Here is an 18,867-nt window from a genome sequence, read left to right on the forward strand (position 1 = left end):
AACGTCGTGGGAAGTGCGGGCGCCGGAGGTACCGCTGGGGGGTCCGGCGACAAGCGCGCCTAGTATACCACTCTCCGGTCGAATTCGCGCCCCCCCACTGCCTGACGCGCCGCGTAAGGCAGGACTGCCGTTAGGCCCCGCCGGTCACAAACTCGCGGTTTCCGGAGTGCCTGACGACGCCCGCTTGCCTGACGACGCCTCCGTCCCGCTGCCTGACGCGGGTGCCTGACGCACGTGCCTGCCGCGGGTGCCTGACGCGGGTGCCTGACGACGCGGCCGACCCTCCCGCGGCCGCGGCCTGACGATTCCCCGCCCGTGCGCCGCCCCGGCGCCCGCGGCAGCCCAGCTCCGCCTCCCCGTTCCTCCCCCTCCCCCCTCGGCGATTCCCTGACAGGGGCGCCCCGGGGGGAGGGAGGCGAGGCGACGCCCGCGCCGCGTGCCGGGCGGCCCCCGCCGCCACGCTCAGCTGCGCTCGCGGAACCGGCGGAAGCCTTCCTGCAACTCTCCCGCGAGCTTGCGCGCCGCATCGCCCAGGTCGTCCACGACGCTCCCGTCCCCATCCTTGTCGTAACTGGCCACCTTCGCCTTGAGCTCGGCCATCTTCGCGTCCAGCTGCGCCTCGAGCTTCCCCAGCTCGTCCCTCGCCTCGGCCTTCGCCAGGTGCGCCTGCACCCGGAGCTCGTCGCGCTCCCGCTCCAGGTCGGCCATCATCCGCTGCACCTTCTCGCGCCATTCGCTCATCGTCCCCTCCGGTGAAAGCAGGTCAGGTTGCCTAACGCGCCCCGCCGGGGCCGGCCGGCGCGACACGCACCGCGGTCCCGTAGCACAACACCTCGGTCACGCCCGTCATGATCTCGGTGCCATCGTAACGCACGCAGATCACCGCGTTGGCGCCCAGCTCCTCGGCGTGGGCGATCATCTGCGCGAAGGCGTCGGCGCGCGTGCGCTCGCACAGCTCGGTCATCAGCGTGATGTTCCCGCCGACCAGCGTCTGCAGCGATGCCCCGATCGTCCCGAACAGGGAGCGCGACCGCACCACGATCCCCCGCACCACGCCCAGCGTTTCATCGATGCGGTAGCCATCGAGCTCCATCGCCATCGTCACCATCGAGGCCTTCATCGTTCCTCACCCGTCTGTAGTGATGTGTGCCGTGTCCGGCCGCGCCGCGGTTGGGGCGCCTCGGGGCCAGGGTGGAACATGGGCCGCCGCCTGTCCCCCGGCAACGCGGTCCGAGCCACGCGCCTGCGGCAATGCGCTGCTGGACTCCGCCCGCGGCCAGCGGGGAGCGCGGCGCCGGCGCCGGCCGGCGCTCCAGCCGGCGCTCCGGGCGGCGTCAGGCGTGCAAGGTCGCCCGGGGCGGCGTCAGGCGTACAGGTCGCCCGGGTCGGCGGCGGCGAGCTCCACGAAGTAACCGGCGAGCTGCTCGGCGGCGTCGCGCACGAAGCGCTCCCCCTGCGCCGCCGAGGCCCCGGCCGGGTCGCCGACCCCCGTGTCGGCCGTGACGCTCGGCCAGTCACGCTGCGCCCACGCCCACCCCTCGCGCAGCGCCCTGATGCGAAAGCGCCGCTCCTCGCCCCGTCCCGCCTCGTCCAGCGGCCGCACCTGGGCGGGCGCGAGGTGCAGCATGACGCTCGTCTCCAGCGCCCCCGCGTGATCGCCCGGCTCGCCGAAGTATCGCCGGGCGTCGAGGATGGTCCACCAGTTCACGAACGAGAGGAAGAGCCGCGTCTGGGGTTGCAGCTCGCGGAGGAGCGGCTTGAAGTCGTTCCCGCCGTGCCCATTCACCACCACCAGCTTGCGTGCCCCGTGCGGCTCGATGGCACGCACCAGGTCGCGCAGCACCGCCAGCTGCGTGGTCGGGTTGAGGTTGAGGCAGTAGGGCACCGCCAGCTGCCCCGTGTTGACGCCGAACGCGACCGGTGGGAGGACGACGACACGTGCCCCGCGCGTCCAGGCAATGCCGGCCGCCGCGATCGCGACCTCGCTCGCCTCGACCACGTCGGTGGCGTACGGCAGGTGCGTGTTGTGCGCCTCGGTGGCCCCCCACGGGAGGACCACCACCTCGTAGCCCGCATCACGCACGGCGGGCCATGTCGACTCGGCGAGAACCCAGGGTCTCGTTTCCATGGCCGAAGTGTCGCCCGTGTCGTCGGAAGCCACGACGCCCGCCACCGCCAGCGGCCGGGCGTCGCGATCGATCAGTGGCTGGCGAAGACCCGCGTCGCGCCGCCCTTGGAGAACGCGACCACGTCGTACTTGTCCTTGCGCCCGCCGGGGACCTCCATCCCGGGGCTCCCCACCGGCATTCCCGGGGCCGCGATCCCGATGATGGGGGGCTTCTCCTTCAGCATGCGCTGGATGTCGGCGGCGGGGACGTGCCCTTCCACCACGTAGCCGTTCACGATGGCGGTGTGGCACGAGGCCAGCCTCGGCCCCACCCCGAGCTTCGCCTTCCGGGCCTGCAGCTCCTCTTCGGACACGTCGAAGACCTCGGCCTGGAATCCATTCGCCCGCACGTGGTCCACCCAGTTCTTGCAGCACCCGCACGTGGGCGACTTGTAGACCTGGATGACGGTCTTGGCGGCGGCCGGCACCGGCGCGGCGTGCGCCATCCCGCCCTCGCTCCGCGTCGCCGAGGCGCCGGCAACGGTGAAGGCGAGGGCGAACGCCGCGAGGAGGATCGTCGAGGATCGCGTCATGGGTGCGCAGGAGGACGGGGAACGGGGCACGCCAACCGGGCGGATGGCGCAGGCTGAGTGGACCCTAGCCCGGCGTGGGAGCGGGCGCAACCCGTCAGCGCCGGGACCGGTCGTAGGCGATGGTGGCGCCGACGCTGGGGAGGGCGACGACGGCGGCACCCAGCGTCCAGCAGAGGACCCCGCAGGCCCGGCGATCGGCGTCGTAGCGCCAGTTCCCGATCGCGACGAGGCCCTTGGCGGCCAGCATGCCTAACGCCGACCCGCCAAGGGCCGACGGGAAGCGCCCGTCACCGCCGATGGCGGCCGGCACCGCGGCGGCGGCGAGCCACGTGGCGCCGTAGGCCGCGACGTACGCGGCACGCCCGGCGCCCTCGTCGCTCGCTCCCATGGCGATGGCGAGTCGCTTGGTCGCGATCCCCGCCCCGAAGAACGCCACCGGGGAGGCCAGCGCCCCCACCCCCACCTGGGCGGCCACGCGCGCACTGGAGAGCGACGGGACCTCCTGCTGCGCGGTGCCTCGTCGGGGGATGAGGAGCGCGAGCGGGACCAGCACGAGTGCGACCAGCGGGGTCGCCGCGCCGCGCCACGCACCGCGACGGAGGCCACCAGAAGGCAGGACGAGCGGGTTGGCCATCGAGACTCGAGTGAAATGGCAGTCGACCCCGGCTCCGGAGCGGCCTCGATACGGCACGAGGGGCGCGTGGGGACGGCGTGGGAGCAGCGGCGGGGTCCGTCTCCCGAGCTCCCCTTCCCCCCGCAACATATCTCCCGGCGCTGGCGGCGGTAAACGCCGTCGGCGGCGCCTGGCCGAGCCGCATCGCCGAGCCGCATCGCCGATGCCGTGTCACCCCCCCGGGCCACGGCAGTGGAACCGGGCGTGGCGCCGCGACGTAGGGGAAGGAGGCGCGCAAGGATGCGCCAACATGCGTCGCCGCGGCGCGGCTCGGGCGACGGTGTCACGCCAGATGGAGCGAGAGGACACATGGAAGAGATCAAGGTGGCCGGCAGCAACCTCAAGGCCAAGCTCAAGGAGATCCTGCGCGAGGGGAACATCCGGCGCATCGTCATCCGGAACCCGCAGGGGCGCACCCTGATGGATCTCCCCCTCACTGCTGGCGTGGCGGGGGCGGCGCTCCTCCCATTCTGGGCCGCCATCGGGACCATCGCCGCCCTCGCCTCCGACTACACCATCGGCGTGGAGCGCGACCCCGGAACGTCGGTCCAGAAGCCGCAGTAGGCCCGGCACGAGGACGCCCCGGTGGGCGACCGGTGAGCTCCTGCCAGCGGCCGGTGGACTCGCGTGGCGCCTACGACCGGTCGGCGCCCTTGTCCCGCAGGGTGTGGAGCCGCTCCTCGACGAGGGCCACCAGCTGGCGCATCCCCCCCTCGTCGAAGACGAGGCGGGCCCCGGCGGCCGCGTAGATGTCCGGGAGCCCGCGCGTCCCGCCGAGGGCGAGGGCGCGCTTGTAGCGCTGCATCGTCCCCGCCGGGTCGCGCCGCGCGTCGCGCCACAGCTGCAACGCGCCGAGCTGCGCGATGCCGTACTCGATGTAGTAGAACGGAAGCTCGAAGATATGCAGCTGGCGGTACCAGCGCGCCACCCGCTCTGCCTCCAGCCCCGACCAGTCCACCCCGCGCTCGAATCGCGCCCGCAGCTGCAACCATGCCGCATCGCGCGCGGTGGCATCGTCGCCCCGGCCGCTGGTGTAGATCCACCGCTGGAAGGCGTCGACGCTGGCAATGTGCGCCAGGCTGTTGAGCACGTCCTCCAGCTGCTCGATCTCCACGGCCCGCGCCTCGTCCGGCGTGTAGTAGCCCGTCGGCCGGGCCAGGTGCGGCATGGCCAGGAGCTCCATGCTCATCGACGCCAGCTCGGCCGCCTCGTGCCCCGTCCCGCGCTGCCAGATCAGGGGCTGCCGATGGGCGGCGAAGTCGTGGAAGGAGTGCCCGGCCTCGTGGACGAGCGTGTTCACGTCGTCGGGGACCCCGACCGCGTTCATGAAGATGAACGGCTTTCCCCGCCAGGGGAGCTTGGTGCAGTACCCGCCGGGCGCCTTCCCCGGGCGGCTCTCGAGGTCGAGCAACCCCTCCTGCGCCATCGTCCGGAACTGTCCGCCCAACTCGGGGTCGAGGGCGTCGAAGATACGCTGGGCCGGCGTCACGAATCCGGCGACGTCGGTGAACGGACGCACCGGGCGCTCGCTCTCCAGCTGCACCTGCGTGTCCCACGGGCGCAGGGTGTCGACGCCGAGCGCGTGCCGCCGGTGGGCCATCATCCGTTCCACCGCCGGCGCCACGGTCGCCTCGACGGCGTCGTGGAAGCGCGCGCAATCGTCGGGGGTGTAGTCGAAGCGATGCTTGGCCCGGAAGGCGTAGTCCATGTAGCTGGCGAACCCCGCGTTGGCCGCGATGCGCTGCCGCAGCGCGAACATCGTGTCGAAGAGCGCGGCCAGCGCGTCGCGCCTGGCCATGTACGCCTCGGCGCCCAGCCTGAAGGCGCGCTCGCGCACCGCCCGGTCGCGCTCCTTCAGGTGGGGTTGCAGCTGCGGGATCGTCACCCGCTTCCCCTCCCACTCGGCGCCCAGCCCCCCCGTGATCTTCTGGTAGGCGGCGGTGTGCTCCTCGAGCTCGGCGAAGAGCGGCACGTTCTCCTCGCGGAAGATCTCGATGTCGGTGCGGAACTCGCGCAGCACCACCGCCATGTCGTCGCGCGTCCAAGCGAGCGCCACCAGCCGCTCCGCCAGCCGCACGTTCTGCTCCCCCACCTTGGGAAAGATCTCCGACGACCAGCGCAGGTTCGCCGATTCCTTGGCCGGGTCGGCGGTGTCGCACGTGTAGGCGATCATGGCCAGCGTCCCCGCCTCATCGACCACCGCGCTGAGCCGGGACCACTTCTCGAGCCAGGGCTCCACCGACGCGACCGAGAGCGGCGCGCGGACCAGTTGCTCGTAGTAGGGCGCGAGGTCGTCCCAGGTGGCGTCGGCGATGGCCTGTGGCGAGGGGGGGAGTTCGGGAAGCAAGGGGCGTTCTCCGGGCATGGTCGGGGCGCCGTACCGCCGGCAGGTCACGGGACGGCGCCCTCAACCTAATGCGTCAGCGATGCGCCGGCGTCCGCCCGCCCCCGGGGGTCAGTCGCTCCCCGCCGGCTCCGCCAGGCGCTGCACCTGCGCACGCAGGCGCGCCAGCGTCGCCGGCAATTCCCGCAGCAGGCGGGGGACGTCGGCCGATGCGATCACCTCGCTCGTCTCCGCCGCCAGCCCCGCGATCGCCTCCGCCAGCGGATCCTCGGCACGTACCGCGGGGAGGAGCAGCTCGTACTGCCGCACCACGCGATCGAGGTCGGCGATCGCCAACGTCAGGAGACGCAGCTCGCGCTCGGCGCGCTCCCCCGCCGTCCCCGCGGCATCGCCCCCTTCTCCCAGGTCGAGGGCGCGGAGGTACTGGTCCGGCGCCAGCTCCGGCTCGCTGGGGAGTTCGCGGTAGACCTCCACCATCGCCGTCAGTTCACCGGAGAGGGCAAAGACGGGAACGAGGCGGACGGGAGAGGCCCGGCGGCTCCCGTCGGCGAGCCGCACGTGCGCATCGCCAGACCAGGGGGCACGCAAGGCGATCACCTCCTTCCAGTCCTGCAGCTGCGCTCGCGGCGTCACGAGGGCTCGCAGCGTCGTGGCCTCGACGTCGATCACGGCGGGGCGATTCCGGTCCAGGAGGACGAGCGCGGCGGCATTGCAGTCCTTGACCCGTCCATCGACCCCGATGACGAGGACCGGCTCCGCCACCGCCTCGAGGGCCTGGGAACGAAGGGACTCGCTGTCCCCCTGTCGACGCGGAGTCGGGGCGCTCTCATCGGGCGATGGCGCCGTGGGCTCCCGTCCCCGGCGACGCCCGACGAGCACACCGATCCCCACCCCAGCCGCAAGCGCCGGAAGGACCACCGGGAGGAGGAAGGATGCCTGGAGCATTCGCGAGTGAAGATCGCCTGAGGGACGTGGCAGCGCCGGCGTCTCCTCGAGAGACGATCCACCCGGCGGGAGGGTGCGGCTGGATGTCCGGACCACGTTCACCCGCTGCCCGCTGCGCCCTCTCGCATACCGTACTTCCGTGACCGGCATCCCGGTAGCCCACGCCCTCATCTCCGCGCGCCCCGTGCCGTCGCCCCGTGCCGTCGCCCCGTGCCGTCGCCTCGTACCCCGGCATGGCCTGCGCACCCCCCATACGCTCCAGCGTGCCGGGCAAGACGAGAGGGGCGAGCCTCCATCAGCCCACCCCTCTCGTCTTCTCGTCTTCTCGTCTTCTCGTCCGCTCCCTACTCGTACCGCAGCGCCTCGATGGGATCCAGCCGCGCCGCGCGCGATGCCGGGAAGAGCCCGAACAGGATGCCGGTCAGCGAGCTGGCCATGAAGGCCGCGGCGATGGCCATCGGCTGCACGGTGGCCTGCAGCGGCGTCGCGTTGCGGATGAGCGCCGCCACCATCCAGCCGAACACCAGGCCGACGATCGCCCCGATCGCCGTGAGGGTGGCCGCCTCGATGAGGAACTGCCACAGGATCACCCCCCGCGTGGCGCCTAACGCCTTGCGGACCCCGATCTCGCGCGTGCGCTCGGTGACCGAGATCATCATGATCGCGACCACCCCCACGCCGCCGACCATCAGTCCGATCCCCGACAGGGCGATCATCACGAGGAAGAAGATCCCCGTCAGCTTCCCCCACGTCTCGAACAGCTTGTCCTGCGTGATGACGGCGAAGTTCTCGGGGGTGCCCGGGCGCAGCCCGCGCATCCCGCGAATGGTGGCCACCACGTCGTCGATCGCCTCGTCGCGCGTGGCGGTGGGGACCGGCTTCACGGTGAAGTCGATCCAGTCGATCCACAGGTTCAGGTAGCGCCGTCCGGCGGTGAACGGGACGTAGGCGCGCGGGCTCGGCTCGCTCATGAACTCGCCCGCGCTCTTGTACACGCCGATCACCATGAAGGGCGACTTGTTGAGGAGGAGCACCTTCCCGATCGGGTCCACGCCGCTGAACAGCCGCTCGGCCGCCTTCTCGTTGATCACCACGACGCGGGCCCCGTTCGTCTCCTCGCCCTGCGTGAAGTTCCGCCCCTGCACCACGTCGCCGCCGTCCACCTCGATCCAGTTGGCGGTGAAGGCCACCACCCGCATCGACGACAGCAGCCGGTCGCCATACTTGGCTGCCGCCGAGGCGCCGGTGCTGATGGTGATGTCCTGGATGGTGGGGAGGCGCCGGATGGCGGCCGCTTCCGTCAGGCGCAACGGGGGGTTGCTGCGCCACTTGCAGCTCTCGTCATCGGCGTCGCTGCACCCCTCGAGCGTCACCGGGAAGCGGTTCACGAAGAACGTCGTCGGCCCGGCCTTCTCGAACTCGCGGGCCACGCTGTTGTTGATGCCCTGGATGGCCGCCGACATCACCACCACCACGAAGACGCCGATGGCGATCCCGAGGATGGTGAGGGCGGCACGCACGCGGTTGGCCCGCAGCGCGTCCACCGCGATCAGGATCCCCTCCACCAGCGAGGTCACGCGGTCACGCAGTCCCATCCCGCTACTCCTGCCGCAGTGCGGCCACCGGGTCCAGGCGCGAGGCGCGGCTCGCCGGATACACCCCCGACACGATCCCCACGCCCGCCCCCACCGTCACCCCGACGACCACCGACCAGGGGGCCACGCTCGCCGGGAGCGGCGAGATCGCGGCGATGAGCTTGGCCAGCCCGAACCCCGCCCCGATCCCGAACGCCGCCCCGATCATCGCCAGCGTCGTCGACTCGGCCAGGAATTGCGACAGGATGTCGCGCCGCTTGGCCCCCAGCGCCTTGCGCACGCCGATCTCCCGCGTCCGCTCGGCCACGGCGACCAGCATGATGTTCATGATCACGATCGATCCCACGACGAGCCCGATGGCGGGGAGCGCGATCCCGGCGAGGACCAGGAAGCCCTGGATCTTCTTCCAGAACGCGAGCGCCGCATCGGCCGTCTGCATCGAGAAGTCGTCCGGCTGTCCCGGGCGCAGCTTGTGCCGCGTGCGCATCACCTGGCGCACGATCTCCATCGTCGACACCAGCTGCTGCTCCGACGCCGCCTGGACGGTGATGCCGTCGATCACCTTGTAGCGATTCACCAGGCGATGCGCCGGCGCCTTGTAGGGGACGACGACGAACTTGTCCATCGAGATCCCGAAGGCGCTCCCCTGCTTCTCGGCGACGCCGATCACCGTGTACGGGAGGTTGCCGATGCGGATCTCGCGCCCGACCGGCGACACGCCGGGGAAGAAGTGCTTGCGCGCCTCCTCGCCGATGACCGCCACCGGGGTGCCTAACGCATATTCCTGCGGCGACGGAAGGCGCCCTTCCTGCAGCCCCATGTTCTGGATGGCGAACCAGTCGCCGTCCACGCAGCGCACGAAGACCTTGCGCGGGTTGGCGTAGCGCGACTCCACCGTGAGCGCATCTTCCCCCTCGTACGACCAGCGGACACTCGGCGGGAGCGCCGAGGTGACCGGCTCGACATCGTCCTCGGTGATGCGCGGACGGGTGCGCCAGGCGCGCCACTCCGATTCGTCCACGTCGCCCATGTTGATGTTGGGCTGGCGGCGCAGCTCGAACGAGTTCTTCGTGATGAGCTTCCCGACCAGGTCATCTTCCATGTACCGCCCCATCCCATCGATGATGGAGACGACGGCGATCAGGAACATGACGCCGATGGCCACTCCCAGGAGGGTGAAGAAGCTCTTGAGCTTCTGCGCGCGGATCTGGGCCAGGGCCAGGCGGATGGCTTCGACGACGGACATGGCGGGTCGTACGGCCCCATCCGCTTCCGGGTTTCGCGCTCCGGCATCGCCGCCCGAGGAAACCGTCCCCCAGCTCCGCAGGTCCAACCCTCCTGGGGGCCGCATCCCCCAGTTGTTCCCTTCACCCGCACCGGGAGCCCCGATGGCAACGACAGGCGGGCGACACGTCGCTCGAAAGTCCGCACGCGAATGGCTGGCCGACCTTCGCCACGACGCGCGATACGCACTCCGGCAGCTCTGGCACGCCCCGGGCTTCAGTATCGTGGCCATCCTCACCCTGGCGCTCGGCATCGGGGCCAATACGGCGCTCTTCAGTGTCGTCGACGCCGTCCTCCTCCGCCCCGTCCCGTTCCGCGACGCCGACCGGCTGGTGGTGGTATGGGAGACCGATCGCACCAGCGGGACCACGCGCGAGCCGGGTTCGTGGCCCGACTACCAGGACTTCGCCTCCCAGGCGCGCACACTGAACGGGATGGCGGCGCTGGTCGGTCTCGAGACGAGCCACACGCCGGAGCGCGACACCCCCGAGCGCCTCTCCACGGTGGCGGTGACCCATACCTACTTTCCGCTCGTGGGGATCGCCCCCCTGCACGGGCGCACCTTCACGGCCGAGGAGGACGTGGCGGGCGGCGCGCCAGTCGTGCTGCTGGGTGAGCGCTTCTGGCGTGCCCGCTTCAACGCCGACCCGGCCATCGTGGGGCGCACCATTCGCCTCGACGACACGCCGCGCCAGGTGGTGGGGATCGTCCCGGCGGGAAGCGACTTCGGGGTCGACCAGGTGCACGCGCGGGCCGCCTACCACGCCCCATACTCGGGAGTGGGCGACGTCGCCGCCTGGCTCCCGCTGCAGGCCAGCGAGCGCACCTACCCGCGCGACACCCACCCCTTCTTCATGATCGGGCGGCTGGCGCCCGGCGTCTCGATGGGCGCGGCGCGCGACGAGTTGGGGCGCATCGCCTCGCGACTCGAGCAGGCCTACCGCTCCAACACGGCACGCGGGGTGAACATCGAGCGTCTCGAGGACGTCGTCTTCGCCCCCGTGCACCCCGTCCTCTATCTCCTGTTAGGCGCCGTCGCCCTGGTGCTCCTCGTGGCCTGCGTCAACGTGGCCAACCTCCTGCTGGCGCGCGGCGCCGCGCGCGCACGCGAGGTCGCGGTGCGCACCGCCATCGGCGCGGGATTCGGGCGCCTGTGGCGGCAGTTCATGGTGGAATCGTTGCTCCTGGCGCTCATGGGCGGAGCGGCCGGGGTGGCGCTCGCGTGGGCGGGGCTTCAGCTCCTGCTCGCCCTCGCGCCGACGGACATTCCGCGCGTGGACGAGGTGCAGATCGACGCCACGGTCCTCGCCGTCACCCTCGGGATCTCGATGCTCGTGGGCGTGGCCTTCGGGCTCGTCCCCGCCCTGCAGGCGCGCCGTGTCGACGTCAACGACGCGCTCAAGGGCGAGGGGCGCGGCGCGACCGCCGGCGTGCATGGCCGGCGCCTTCGCGAGGGGCTGGTCGTGACCGAGCTCGCGCTCTCGGTCACGCTGGTCCTGTGCGCCGGGCTCCTCCTGCGGAGCGTGGCGTCGGTGCTGAGCGTCGACCCCGGCTTCAACGCCGACGGCGTCCTCAAGGCCGAGTACACGCTCCCCGAGACGCGCTACCCGCGCGACTATCGACGCTTCCCCGACTGGCCGGCCACACAGCGCTTCAATCGCGAGCTCCTGCAACGCGTGGAGGCGATTCCGGGGGTGCAGTCGGCGGCCATCGCCTCGGCGCACCCGCTCGATGCCGGCTTCACGAACTCGTTCGTCGTGGTGGGGCGCGAAGCGGAGGCGCGCGACTGGCCCGAGATCTCCGTGCGACAGGTGACGCCCGGATACTTCGAGACGATGGGGACCACCTTGCGGCGCGGGCGGGCGCTGGGCGAGGGTGACGATGCCGCGGCGCCGCTGGTGGCGGTGATCAACGAGAGCGCGGCGCGGCGCTACTTCGACGGGCGCGACCCCATCGGGGCGGAGATCCGCTTCTGGGGCGTCTCGCGGCGCATCGTCGGCGTCGTCGCCGACGAGCGCTTCAAGGGGCCCACCGAGCCGGCGCCTCCCGCCCTGTATGCGCCGTTGGCGCAGGCGCCAGCGTCGTCGGGGGCGCTCCTGGTGCGGAGCGACCGGGGCAGCGCCGACCTCGCCGCCGATGTGCGGCGGGCCGTCTGGAGCGTGGACCCGCAGCTGGCGGTGCACGGCGTGGAACCGCTGGGCGAGACGCTCCTTGCCTCGCTCGGAACCCGTCGCTTCACCACGGTGGTGCTCGGCGCCTTCGCCCTGCTCACGCTGGCGCTGGCGCTGGTCGGGATCCACGGCGTGCTGGCCTACGCCACGTCGCAGCGCACGCGCGAGTTCGGGATCCGGCTCGCGTTAGGCGCGACCCCCAGGCAGGTGGCCGGGCGCGTGCTACGGGGCGGCGCCATCCTCGCGGTCATGGGGACCGCCCTCGGGCTGGCGGGGGCGGCGGCCGCGTCGCGCTTCGTGGCCGGGCTCCTCTTCGGCGTCACGCGCGGCGACCCGCTCACGTACGTGGCCGTCGCCGTCCTCGCGATCGCGACGGCGGTGCTGGCCACCGGAGTCCCGGCCTGGCGTGCGGCACGCATCGCCCCTACCGAGGCGCTGAGGCTGGAGTGAGCCGCCCAGGCGCAATGCGCCCCGCCCGCGCACTCGACAAGCGCGCGGGCGGGGCCCCACGGTTCCCAGGCGCCACGGCGCCAGGGTGATTTGCAGCTGACGGCCCTGTGCCGCGTCTCCCGGCTACCGGTACAGCCAGTACGGCTCCGTCTTCCGCTTGAACTCCTCCGATTCGCGCTGCAGGACCGGGATCAGCGCCTCGATCCCGCCGTCGGTCTCCACCGCCTTGCGCAGGCGGTCGGAGCCGAAGAGGCGGTCCACCGACTGCGTGCGCCACTGGAAGTCGCCCGTGTGGCGCTTGTAGATGGCCCGCAGCATGTGCATCCCAACCTCGACCGGCTTCACCAGGTCGCGGTCGCTCACCACCACCACGAGGACCGGCACCGTCTGCCCGCCGTACTTGTAGCCGGCCTCGATGGTCTGGGTCGTGGAATCGAAGACGACCCCCGGGAGCTTGAGGGCGTTGAGCTCGCGGGCGATGGCCCCGGCGTCGGTCAGCCACGGGGCGCCGGCCATCTGGAAGGGCATCTGCATCCCGCGCCCTTCATTGACGTTGGTCCCCTCGAAGAAGACCGTCCCCGTGTACAACACGGCGGCGTCGCCCGAACGGATGTTGGGCGATGGGTTGAGCCACCCCAGCCCCGTCTCGTTCCACCACATGCTGCGGCGGTACCCCTGCATCGGGATCACCGTGAGGTCCGACGTGAGCTGGCCCGTCTTCACCAGGTAGTTGGCGAGTTCACCCACCGTGAGCCCGTAGCGAAGCGCGACCGGATACCACCCCACGAACGAACGGTACTTCGGGTCCAGGACCCCTCCCTCGAACCGGTCGGCACGAATGAGGTTCGGGCGGTCGAGGACGAGGAACTTCTTCCCCTTCGCCGCCTCGGCGGCAAGGGTCATCGTCCATTCGTACGTGTAGACGCGCGCGCCCACGTCCTGGATGTCGAAGACCAGGACGTCCACGTCCTTCAGCATCTCCGGGGTCGGGACGCGCGTGTCGCCGTAGAGCGAGTACACGGGGACGCCCGTCGCCGAATCGACCGACGAGGCGACGTGGTCGCCGGCGCGGGCCACGCCACGGATCCCGTGCTCCGGCCCGTACAGCGCCGTCAGGCGCACCCCCGGAGTGCTGAACAGGATGTCGATCGTCGACTTCCCGGCTGGGCCGACGCCGGTGTGGTTGGTGATCAGCCCGACGCGCTTCCCCTTGATGAGGTGGAGCGAGTCGGTGACGAGCACCTCGATCCCGGTGCGCACGCGCCCCTGGGCAGCGGCGCTGGACAGGGGGAGGGCGGTTGCCGCGAGGGCGATCGCCGGGACGGCCAGGGCCGGGAGAATGCGACGCATCGGACGCAGAGAGTGCATGGGGACACGCAGGTGAGTGGTGGGACACGATGATACCCCGCTGCGTGCAGGGTGTCACGCCGGAAGGATACGCCTTCGGCGGGTCCGGCGCTGCTCCGCGTGATGGCCCGAGGGCCCGACGCAATGGACGACCGGCGCTACAGCATTGGCCGCCACTTGCTGTCGCTCATGCGGGCCCGACATTTCCCGCCCATGGCAACCGGATCCACGCGTAATCGCTGGCAGCGCATCCGCCGGCTCCTGGCGATCGCCGCCCTCGCGGTGATCGTGGGGCCGTTCGTCCTGGTCCTTCCGCTCAACGTCGTGCAGCCGCTCACCACCATGGTGATGCTGCGCCGCACGGTGCAGCGCATCGGCGAGGGGAAGAAGCCCTGGTATCCGCGCCGCGACGTGGTGTCGCGTGGCGAGATCTCCCCGTACCTGCGGCGGGCGGTGCTGGCCTCGGAGGACGACCGCTTCTACCTGCACTCCGGCTTCGACTTCGAGGAGATCGGCAACGCCCTGGAGCGCGCCCGTCGCGGGCGCCGCCTGCGCGGGGCGTCGACCATCACCCAGCAGGTGGCGAAGAACGTCTTCCTGTGGGAGGGGCGGAGCTACGTGCGGAAGGGGCTGGAGGCCTGGTTCACGGTCGTCCTCGAGCTCTGCCTCCCCAAGGAGCGCATCCTCGACCTCTACCTGAACCTGGCCGAGTGGGGCGACGGGGTGTTCGGCGCCGAGATGGCGGCGCGCACGCACTTCAGGAAGTCGGCGAAGAACCTGACGCGTGGCGAGGCCGCACGCCTGGCGGCGATCCTTCCGGCGCCGCGGCGCTGGTCGCCTAACGGGGCCATCGCCATGCGGCGGGCGGCGGGGATCCTGGCGCGCATGCAGTATGCGGCGCCGAGGGAGGAAGCGCCGGAGCCGGTGCCGCGGAGGCGGCGTTAGTCCCCGGCGGCGAGCGTCGGAACCGGGGGCGACGTCGTGAGCGGGGAGGCCGTCGACTCCCCGGGCGACGGCGCCGCGAGCCGCTTGCTCTCGATCGGGATGACGTCCATGGCGCGCGGCGCCGCCAACAACCGCCCCAGGAACTCCCGCCCCGCCTTCACCGCCAGCCCCGCCACGTGCCCTAACGCGGCCCCCACCACGGTCGCCATGTCCACCGGGCTCTTCCCCGCCTGGTCGGAGATCGACGCCATGATCCGCGTGCGCATGCGGACGGCGATGGGGGACGCGAAGCTGATGGCGTTGAAGCGCGGGTCGTAGCGCGTCCCCAGCCCCTCGATCAGCGACGCGGTGCGCGCGAAGTACACCATCTCGCTCGGCAGGCGGATCGGGAAGTCGTAGATGGTCGCCATCACCTGGTCGGCGAGAAGCGCGATGCGCTCCTGCGTCGTCGTCCTCTCGTACGCCAGCGCCATCAGCGTGTCGGCCAGCTCGCGCACCAGCGTCATGTCGGCCCCGGGCTCCACGAACCCCAGCGACTGGAAGCCGGCGATGACCCCGTCCGTGTCTCTCCGGATGGCGGCGAAGACGGTGGTGACCAGGTGCCAGCGCATCTCGCGCGGGACGTCGACCACCATCCCGAAGTCGAGCAGCACCACCTTTCCGTCAGGCGCAAAGAGGAGGTTGCCGGGGTGCGGATCGGCATGGAAGAGCCCGTCGATGAGCATCATCTGCAGGTAGAGCTCCATCACGGTGCTCACCACGCCGCGCGGGTCGTGCGGCGCGTCGCCGGGGCGTGCCTCCACGCGGTCGATGCGGACGCCCTCCATGTACTCGAGCCCCAGCACCCGACGCGAGACGAGCGCATCGATGACACGCGGAACCGCGATCTTCCGGTGCCCGGCGAAGTTCTCGCGGATGCGCCGCGCATACGACGCCTCGAGGACGAAATCCATCTCCTCGCCGATCTTCGAGGCGTATTCCTCGATGACGGTGCGCGCGTTGCGCACGTGCGGGTTGGGGAAGCGCCGCGCCAGCCAGCGCGCCAGGGGGACGGCGACCGCCATGTCCCTGGCGACCAGCGCCTCGACGCCGGGGCGCAGGACCTTCACCGCGATCTCCTCGCCCCGGTAGCGCGCGCGGTGCACCTGCCCTAACGAGGCAGCCGCCAGCGGCTGGTCGTCGAAGTGCTCGAACAGCTCGGCGACCGGCGCCCCGAAGGCGCGCTCGATCTCGTGGCGGATGGCCGGGGTGGGAACGGACTTCACCCGGTCCTGCAGCGCCGAGAGGCGCGAGATGTACGGCTCGGGAATGAGGTCGGCGCGCGCCGCGAAGACCTGCGCCAGCTTCACGAAGGAGGGGCCGAGCGCCGTGACCGTGTCGACGAAGTGGGCGGCCCGGCGCTCGTGGAACTCCGGCGTGCGCGGCGTGGCTCCCCCCCACCAGATCCACCGTCGATGATCGCGAACGATGGAGATGAAGATCGGAAGGAGCCGGCCGACGATGACGAGGGCGCGCATACCGTGAAACTAACGGCGCCCGGTCAGGGAAGTTCCGCCGTTTGAGGGCGAGACGATGCGTTCGCGCGGGGAATGGTGGGCGAGGGACGCATCTTTGACGACTCGACCGGTCGACGCGTGCCTTTACAGGCCGTCTCATGAACGACCGACGGCTCCGGGTGCGCGCAGGGCGCCGGCGCGCCGCGAGAATGCATGCGCGACCTCTAGTCGGCTCGGAGCACCTCGGCGGGATCCACCCGTGTGGCCCGGCGGGCGGGGACCAGCGAGGCCACGACGGCCACGAGCAACAGCACGGCGATCACGGCGAGGTAGATCGCCGGGTCGCGCGGCGAGGTGTCGAAGAGGAGGTCGGCGATGCGCCGGCTCGCGAGCCATGCGATGGCGACCCCGAGCGCGACGCCGGCGAGCGCCTGCCGCACGCCATCGGCGAGCACGAGCCGGGCCACGTCGGCGCGCCGCGCGCCGAGCGCCAGGCGGACCCCGATCTCGCGCGTCCGCTGCGCCACGTCGTGCGCCACGACGCTGTAGAGACCGAGGGCGGCGACCCCGAGGCCCAGGAGTCCGAAGATGGCGAACAGCGTGGCGCCGAGTCGCCAGGGCTGCAGCTGCTCGTCCACGATCGCCGACATCGGGCGGATCGACACGTACGGAAGCGACGGCTCCGCCTGCACGATGGCGCGGCGCACCGCCTCGATGGCGCCGGCGCCGCCGGACGACGTGCGCACCATGAGGCTGCGCATCCGCGGGGACCATTGCCCCAGGGGCTGGAAGAACTGCGGCGGCGGCTCGTCGGCCAGCGCCGTCATGCGCCCGTCGGGGACGACACCGATCACCGTCACGCACCCCGGTGACTCCGCCAGGTGCAAGCACGCCCCCACTACCTCCTTTCCCGGCCAGAGGAGCGCCGCCATGCGCTCGGAGACGATCGTGACCGGGGCGGATCCGGCGCGATCGGCCGCGGTGAAGTCGCGCCCGCGCCGGATCGGGGTCCCCATCGTCCGGAAGTAACCCGCCGAGACGGCGTTGACGTACGGCCCCCCTCCCTTGACCGGTGGCAGGGTATCGCCACCGACGAGGAGCTCCCGGGACCACTGCGACTCGAAGGGGACGGTGACGCTCTGGGCGACCGCGGTCACCCCCGGCACCCCCCGCACCGACTGCTCGATCTCCCGCCAGCGCGCCTCGTGCCCGTCGGCGGTGGTGGTGAGCAGCGACACGTCGAGGTTGACGACCAGGAGGCCGTCAGGCGCAAAGCCGAGTTCGAGCGACGACGCCCGCGTGAAGGAGCGGACGAAGAGCCCGCCCCCGACCAGCAGGATGACGGACAGCGTCCCCTGGACCACGACGAGCGCGCTCCGCAGCCGGCGACGGCGCCCCCCGCCCTCGCGAATGCCCGACTTGAGCGTGTCCATCAGCGGCGTGCGGGCCGCGAGCGCGGCGGGGGCCGCGCCGGCGAGCACGGCGACCGCGACCACGAGGAGGGCGACGAAGGCCGCCGATCGCCCATCGATCGCGGCCCCCTCCCACGCCATCCCATCGAGCAGCGTCGCGCGCAGCAGCCGCTCGCCCCACGACGCCAGCGCGAGGGCCACCGCGCCCGCCAGCGCCCCCACGATCAGCGCCTCCGAGAGGAGGACGCGCGTGATGCGCGCACGCGAGATCCCGAGGGCGAGGTGCACCGCCAGCTCTCGGCGCCGGCGCAGCGTCCGCGCGAGCATGAGGTTCGCGACGTTGGCGCAGGCGACGAGGAGGACGAGCAGCGCGACGCCGCCTAACCAGAGCGTGATCCGCGCCGTCGTGCTCCCGTCGGGGCGTCGCGCCGGGATGATGGAGCCGGCGATCACCGTCGTGAGGGTGTCGTCCTTGGCGGACGCCCGTCCGAACTGGTGCAGCGCGGCCGTCATGGCGGCACCGGCCTGCTCCGCACTGATGCCGGGGGCACGGCGCGCGACCACCTGCAGCCAGCGCATGTTCGTGTTGGTGCGCCAGTTCTCCCCCATCGCCGCACCCACGTCCGACTGCATCGTGACGAAGGCATCGACATGGCGTAGCGTGGCGCCGGTGAAGCCCGGTGGAGTGACGCCGATGACGGTGTACGTGGTGTCACCGATCGGCAGCGTCTTGCCCACCGCCGCCGCGGCCACGCCGAACTCCCGGGTGGCGAAGCCATGGGTCAGGACGACCGACGGTTCACCACCCTCCATCCAGTCGGCGGCGTCGAAGGCTCGCCCCGACCAGGCGCGCACGCCCAGCAGGTTGAACAGGTTCGGCGTCACGTATCCCACGTCGAGCTTGCGCGCCTGCGCTCCACGTCCCGACGAGGCGGACCTCGTCCACCAGGCGGCGAGGTCGCCCATGGGAGTGAAGGCGGCGCGCATCTGCTCGAACGCCGGGTAGCTCTGGCTGGAAAACGTCACGCGCCCGAACTCGGGGGTCTCGCGCTGGAAGTAGAGGAGCGAGAGCGAACCGTCGTCGCGCACGTGCGGTGCCGGCCGCAGGAGGATGCGGTCGATGACGCGGAACATCATCGCATTGGCCCCCATTCCCAGGGCCAGCGTCAGGGCGACGACCGCGACGTACGATGGCTCGCGCAGGAGGGTCCGCGCGCCCCGGGCGAGATCCTCCCACCACCCGCGCCAGAAGACGCTTCGTCGTTCCCGCCGGGTGCCCTCCTTCCCCATCGATCGCAGCGTTCCCCGGACTGCCTCGACGTTTCCGAAGCGTCGCCGCGCCTCGCGGCGCGCGCCTTCCGCCGACATCCCCTGCGCCATCAGCTCCTGCTCGGCGCACTCGAGATGGAAGGCGAGCTCGGCGTCGACGTCGGCGGCGATCGTGCGGTCGCGCGCTGGGAGGCGGATGAGCCGGCGCAGTCGGTCGGGTGACGACATGGGTGCGG

Annotated in this window: 15 protein-coding genes; 3 read left to right on the top strand and 12 right to left on the bottom strand. The window is 71.7% G+C overall.

Features of this window, described 5'->3' with window-relative positions:
- Nucleotides 1-462 precede the first annotated feature (462 nt).
- From ABS52_00910 to ABS52_00930, 5 genes are all read right to left on the bottom strand, one after another.
- Entirely contained in the window at nucleotides 463-741 is a 279-nt protein-coding gene (locus tag ABS52_00910) for a hypothetical protein (protein ODT05285.1), read from the bottom strand.
- A 31-nt stretch (nucleotides 742-772) separates the two neighbouring features.
- Nucleotides 773-1,120 carry a hypothetical protein gene (locus ABS52_00915; GenBank protein ID ODT05286.1) on the bottom strand — a complete coding sequence of 116 codons (348 nt, stop codon included), beginning with the start codon at nucleotides 1,118-1,120 and terminating at the stop codon, nucleotides 773-775.
- A 243-nt stretch (nucleotides 1,121-1,363) separates the two neighbouring features.
- The gene (locus ABS52_00920) at nucleotides 1,364-2,128 is read right to left on the bottom strand and encodes an amidase (GenBank protein ID ODT05415.1); all 765 of its coding nucleotides are present in this window, start codon (nucleotides 2,126-2,128) and stop codon (nucleotides 1,364-1,366) included.
- A 71-nt stretch (nucleotides 2,129-2,199) separates the two neighbouring features.
- Nucleotides 2,200-2,700, bottom strand: coding sequence for a hypothetical protein (locus tag ABS52_00925; protein ID ODT05287.1), 501 nt, complete (start codon nucleotides 2,698-2,700; stop codon nucleotides 2,200-2,202).
- A 94-nt stretch (nucleotides 2,701-2,794) separates the two neighbouring features.
- On the bottom strand, nucleotides 2,795-3,334 hold the full coding sequence (locus ABS52_00930) for a hypothetical protein (protein ODT05288.1): 540 nt from the start codon (nucleotides 3,332-3,334) through the stop codon (nucleotides 2,795-2,797).
- 348 nt (nucleotides 3,335-3,682) lie between these two features.
- Here ABS52_00930 and ABS52_00935 point away from each other — a divergent pair, with 348 nt between their 5' ends.
- On the top strand, nucleotides 3,683-3,937 hold the full coding sequence (locus ABS52_00935) for a hypothetical protein (protein ID ODT05289.1): 255 nt from the start codon (nucleotides 3,683-3,685) through the stop codon (nucleotides 3,935-3,937).
- Nucleotides 3,938-4,007: 70 nt separating this feature from the next.
- Here ABS52_00935 and ABS52_00940 read toward each other — a convergent pair whose 3' ends face one another.
- The 4 genes from ABS52_00940 to ABS52_00955 form a co-directional block, all read right to left on the bottom strand.
- Nucleotides 4,008-5,738, bottom strand: a complete 1,731-nt coding sequence (locus ABS52_00940) for a hypothetical protein (protein ODT05290.1) — start codon at nucleotides 5,736-5,738, stop codon at nucleotides 4,008-4,010.
- A gap of 90 nt (nucleotides 5,739-5,828) precedes the next feature.
- Nucleotides 5,829-6,662, bottom strand: a complete 834-nt coding sequence (locus tag ABS52_00945; protein ID ODT05291.1) for a hypothetical protein — start codon at nucleotides 6,660-6,662, stop codon at nucleotides 5,829-5,831.
- A 344-nt stretch (nucleotides 6,663-7,006) separates the two neighbouring features.
- Nucleotides 7,007-8,257, bottom strand: a complete 1,251-nt coding sequence (locus ABS52_00950; protein ID ODT05292.1) for a hypothetical protein — start codon at nucleotides 8,255-8,257, stop codon at nucleotides 7,007-7,009.
- Between the two features lie 4 nt (nucleotides 8,258-8,261).
- On the bottom strand, nucleotides 8,262-9,503 hold the full coding sequence (locus ABS52_00955) for a hypothetical protein (protein ODT05293.1): 1,242 nt from the start codon (nucleotides 9,501-9,503) through the stop codon (nucleotides 8,262-8,264).
- A 193-nt stretch (nucleotides 9,504-9,696) separates the two neighbouring features.
- Here ABS52_00955 and ABS52_00960 point away from each other — a divergent pair, with 193 nt between their 5' ends.
- A complete protein-coding gene (locus ABS52_00960; GenBank protein ID ODT05416.1) occupies nucleotides 9,697-12,162 on the top strand; it encodes a hypothetical protein in 2,466 nt (821 codons plus the stop codon).
- A gap of 123 nt (nucleotides 12,163-12,285) precedes the next feature.
- On the opposite strand, the gene ABS52_00965 is transcribed toward ABS52_00960, so the two are convergent.
- Nucleotides 12,286-13,512 carry a hypothetical protein gene (locus tag ABS52_00965; GenBank protein ID ODT05294.1) on the bottom strand — a complete coding sequence of 409 codons (1,227 nt, stop codon included), beginning with the start codon at nucleotides 13,510-13,512 and terminating at the stop codon, nucleotides 12,286-12,288.
- Between the two features lie 210 nt (nucleotides 13,513-13,722).
- Between ABS52_00965 and ABS52_00970 the strand changes: the two genes are divergently transcribed.
- Entirely contained in the window at nucleotides 13,723-14,454 is a 732-nt protein-coding gene (locus ABS52_00970; protein ODT05295.1) for a monofunctional biosynthetic peptidoglycan transglycosylase, read from the top strand.
- Here the strand turns inward: ABS52_00970 and ABS52_00975 are convergent.
- On the bottom strand, nucleotides 14,451-15,971 hold the full coding sequence (locus ABS52_00975; protein ID ODT05296.1) for a hypothetical protein: 1,521 nt from the start codon (nucleotides 15,969-15,971) through the stop codon (nucleotides 14,451-14,453). The genes ABS52_00970 and ABS52_00975 overlap by 4 nt on opposite strands.
- Before the next feature lie 203 nt (nucleotides 15,972-16,174).
- Nucleotides 16,175-18,859, bottom strand: coding sequence for a hypothetical protein (locus ABS52_00980; GenBank protein ID ODT05297.1), 2,685 nt, complete (start codon nucleotides 18,857-18,859; stop codon nucleotides 16,175-16,177).
- Nucleotides 18,860-18,867 lie beyond the last annotated feature (8 nt).

It is taken from the genome of Gemmatimonadetes bacterium SCN 70-22, from assembly GCA_001724275.1.
GTDB lineage: Bacteria > Gemmatimonadota > Gemmatimonadetes > Gemmatimonadales > Gemmatimonadaceae > SCN-70-22.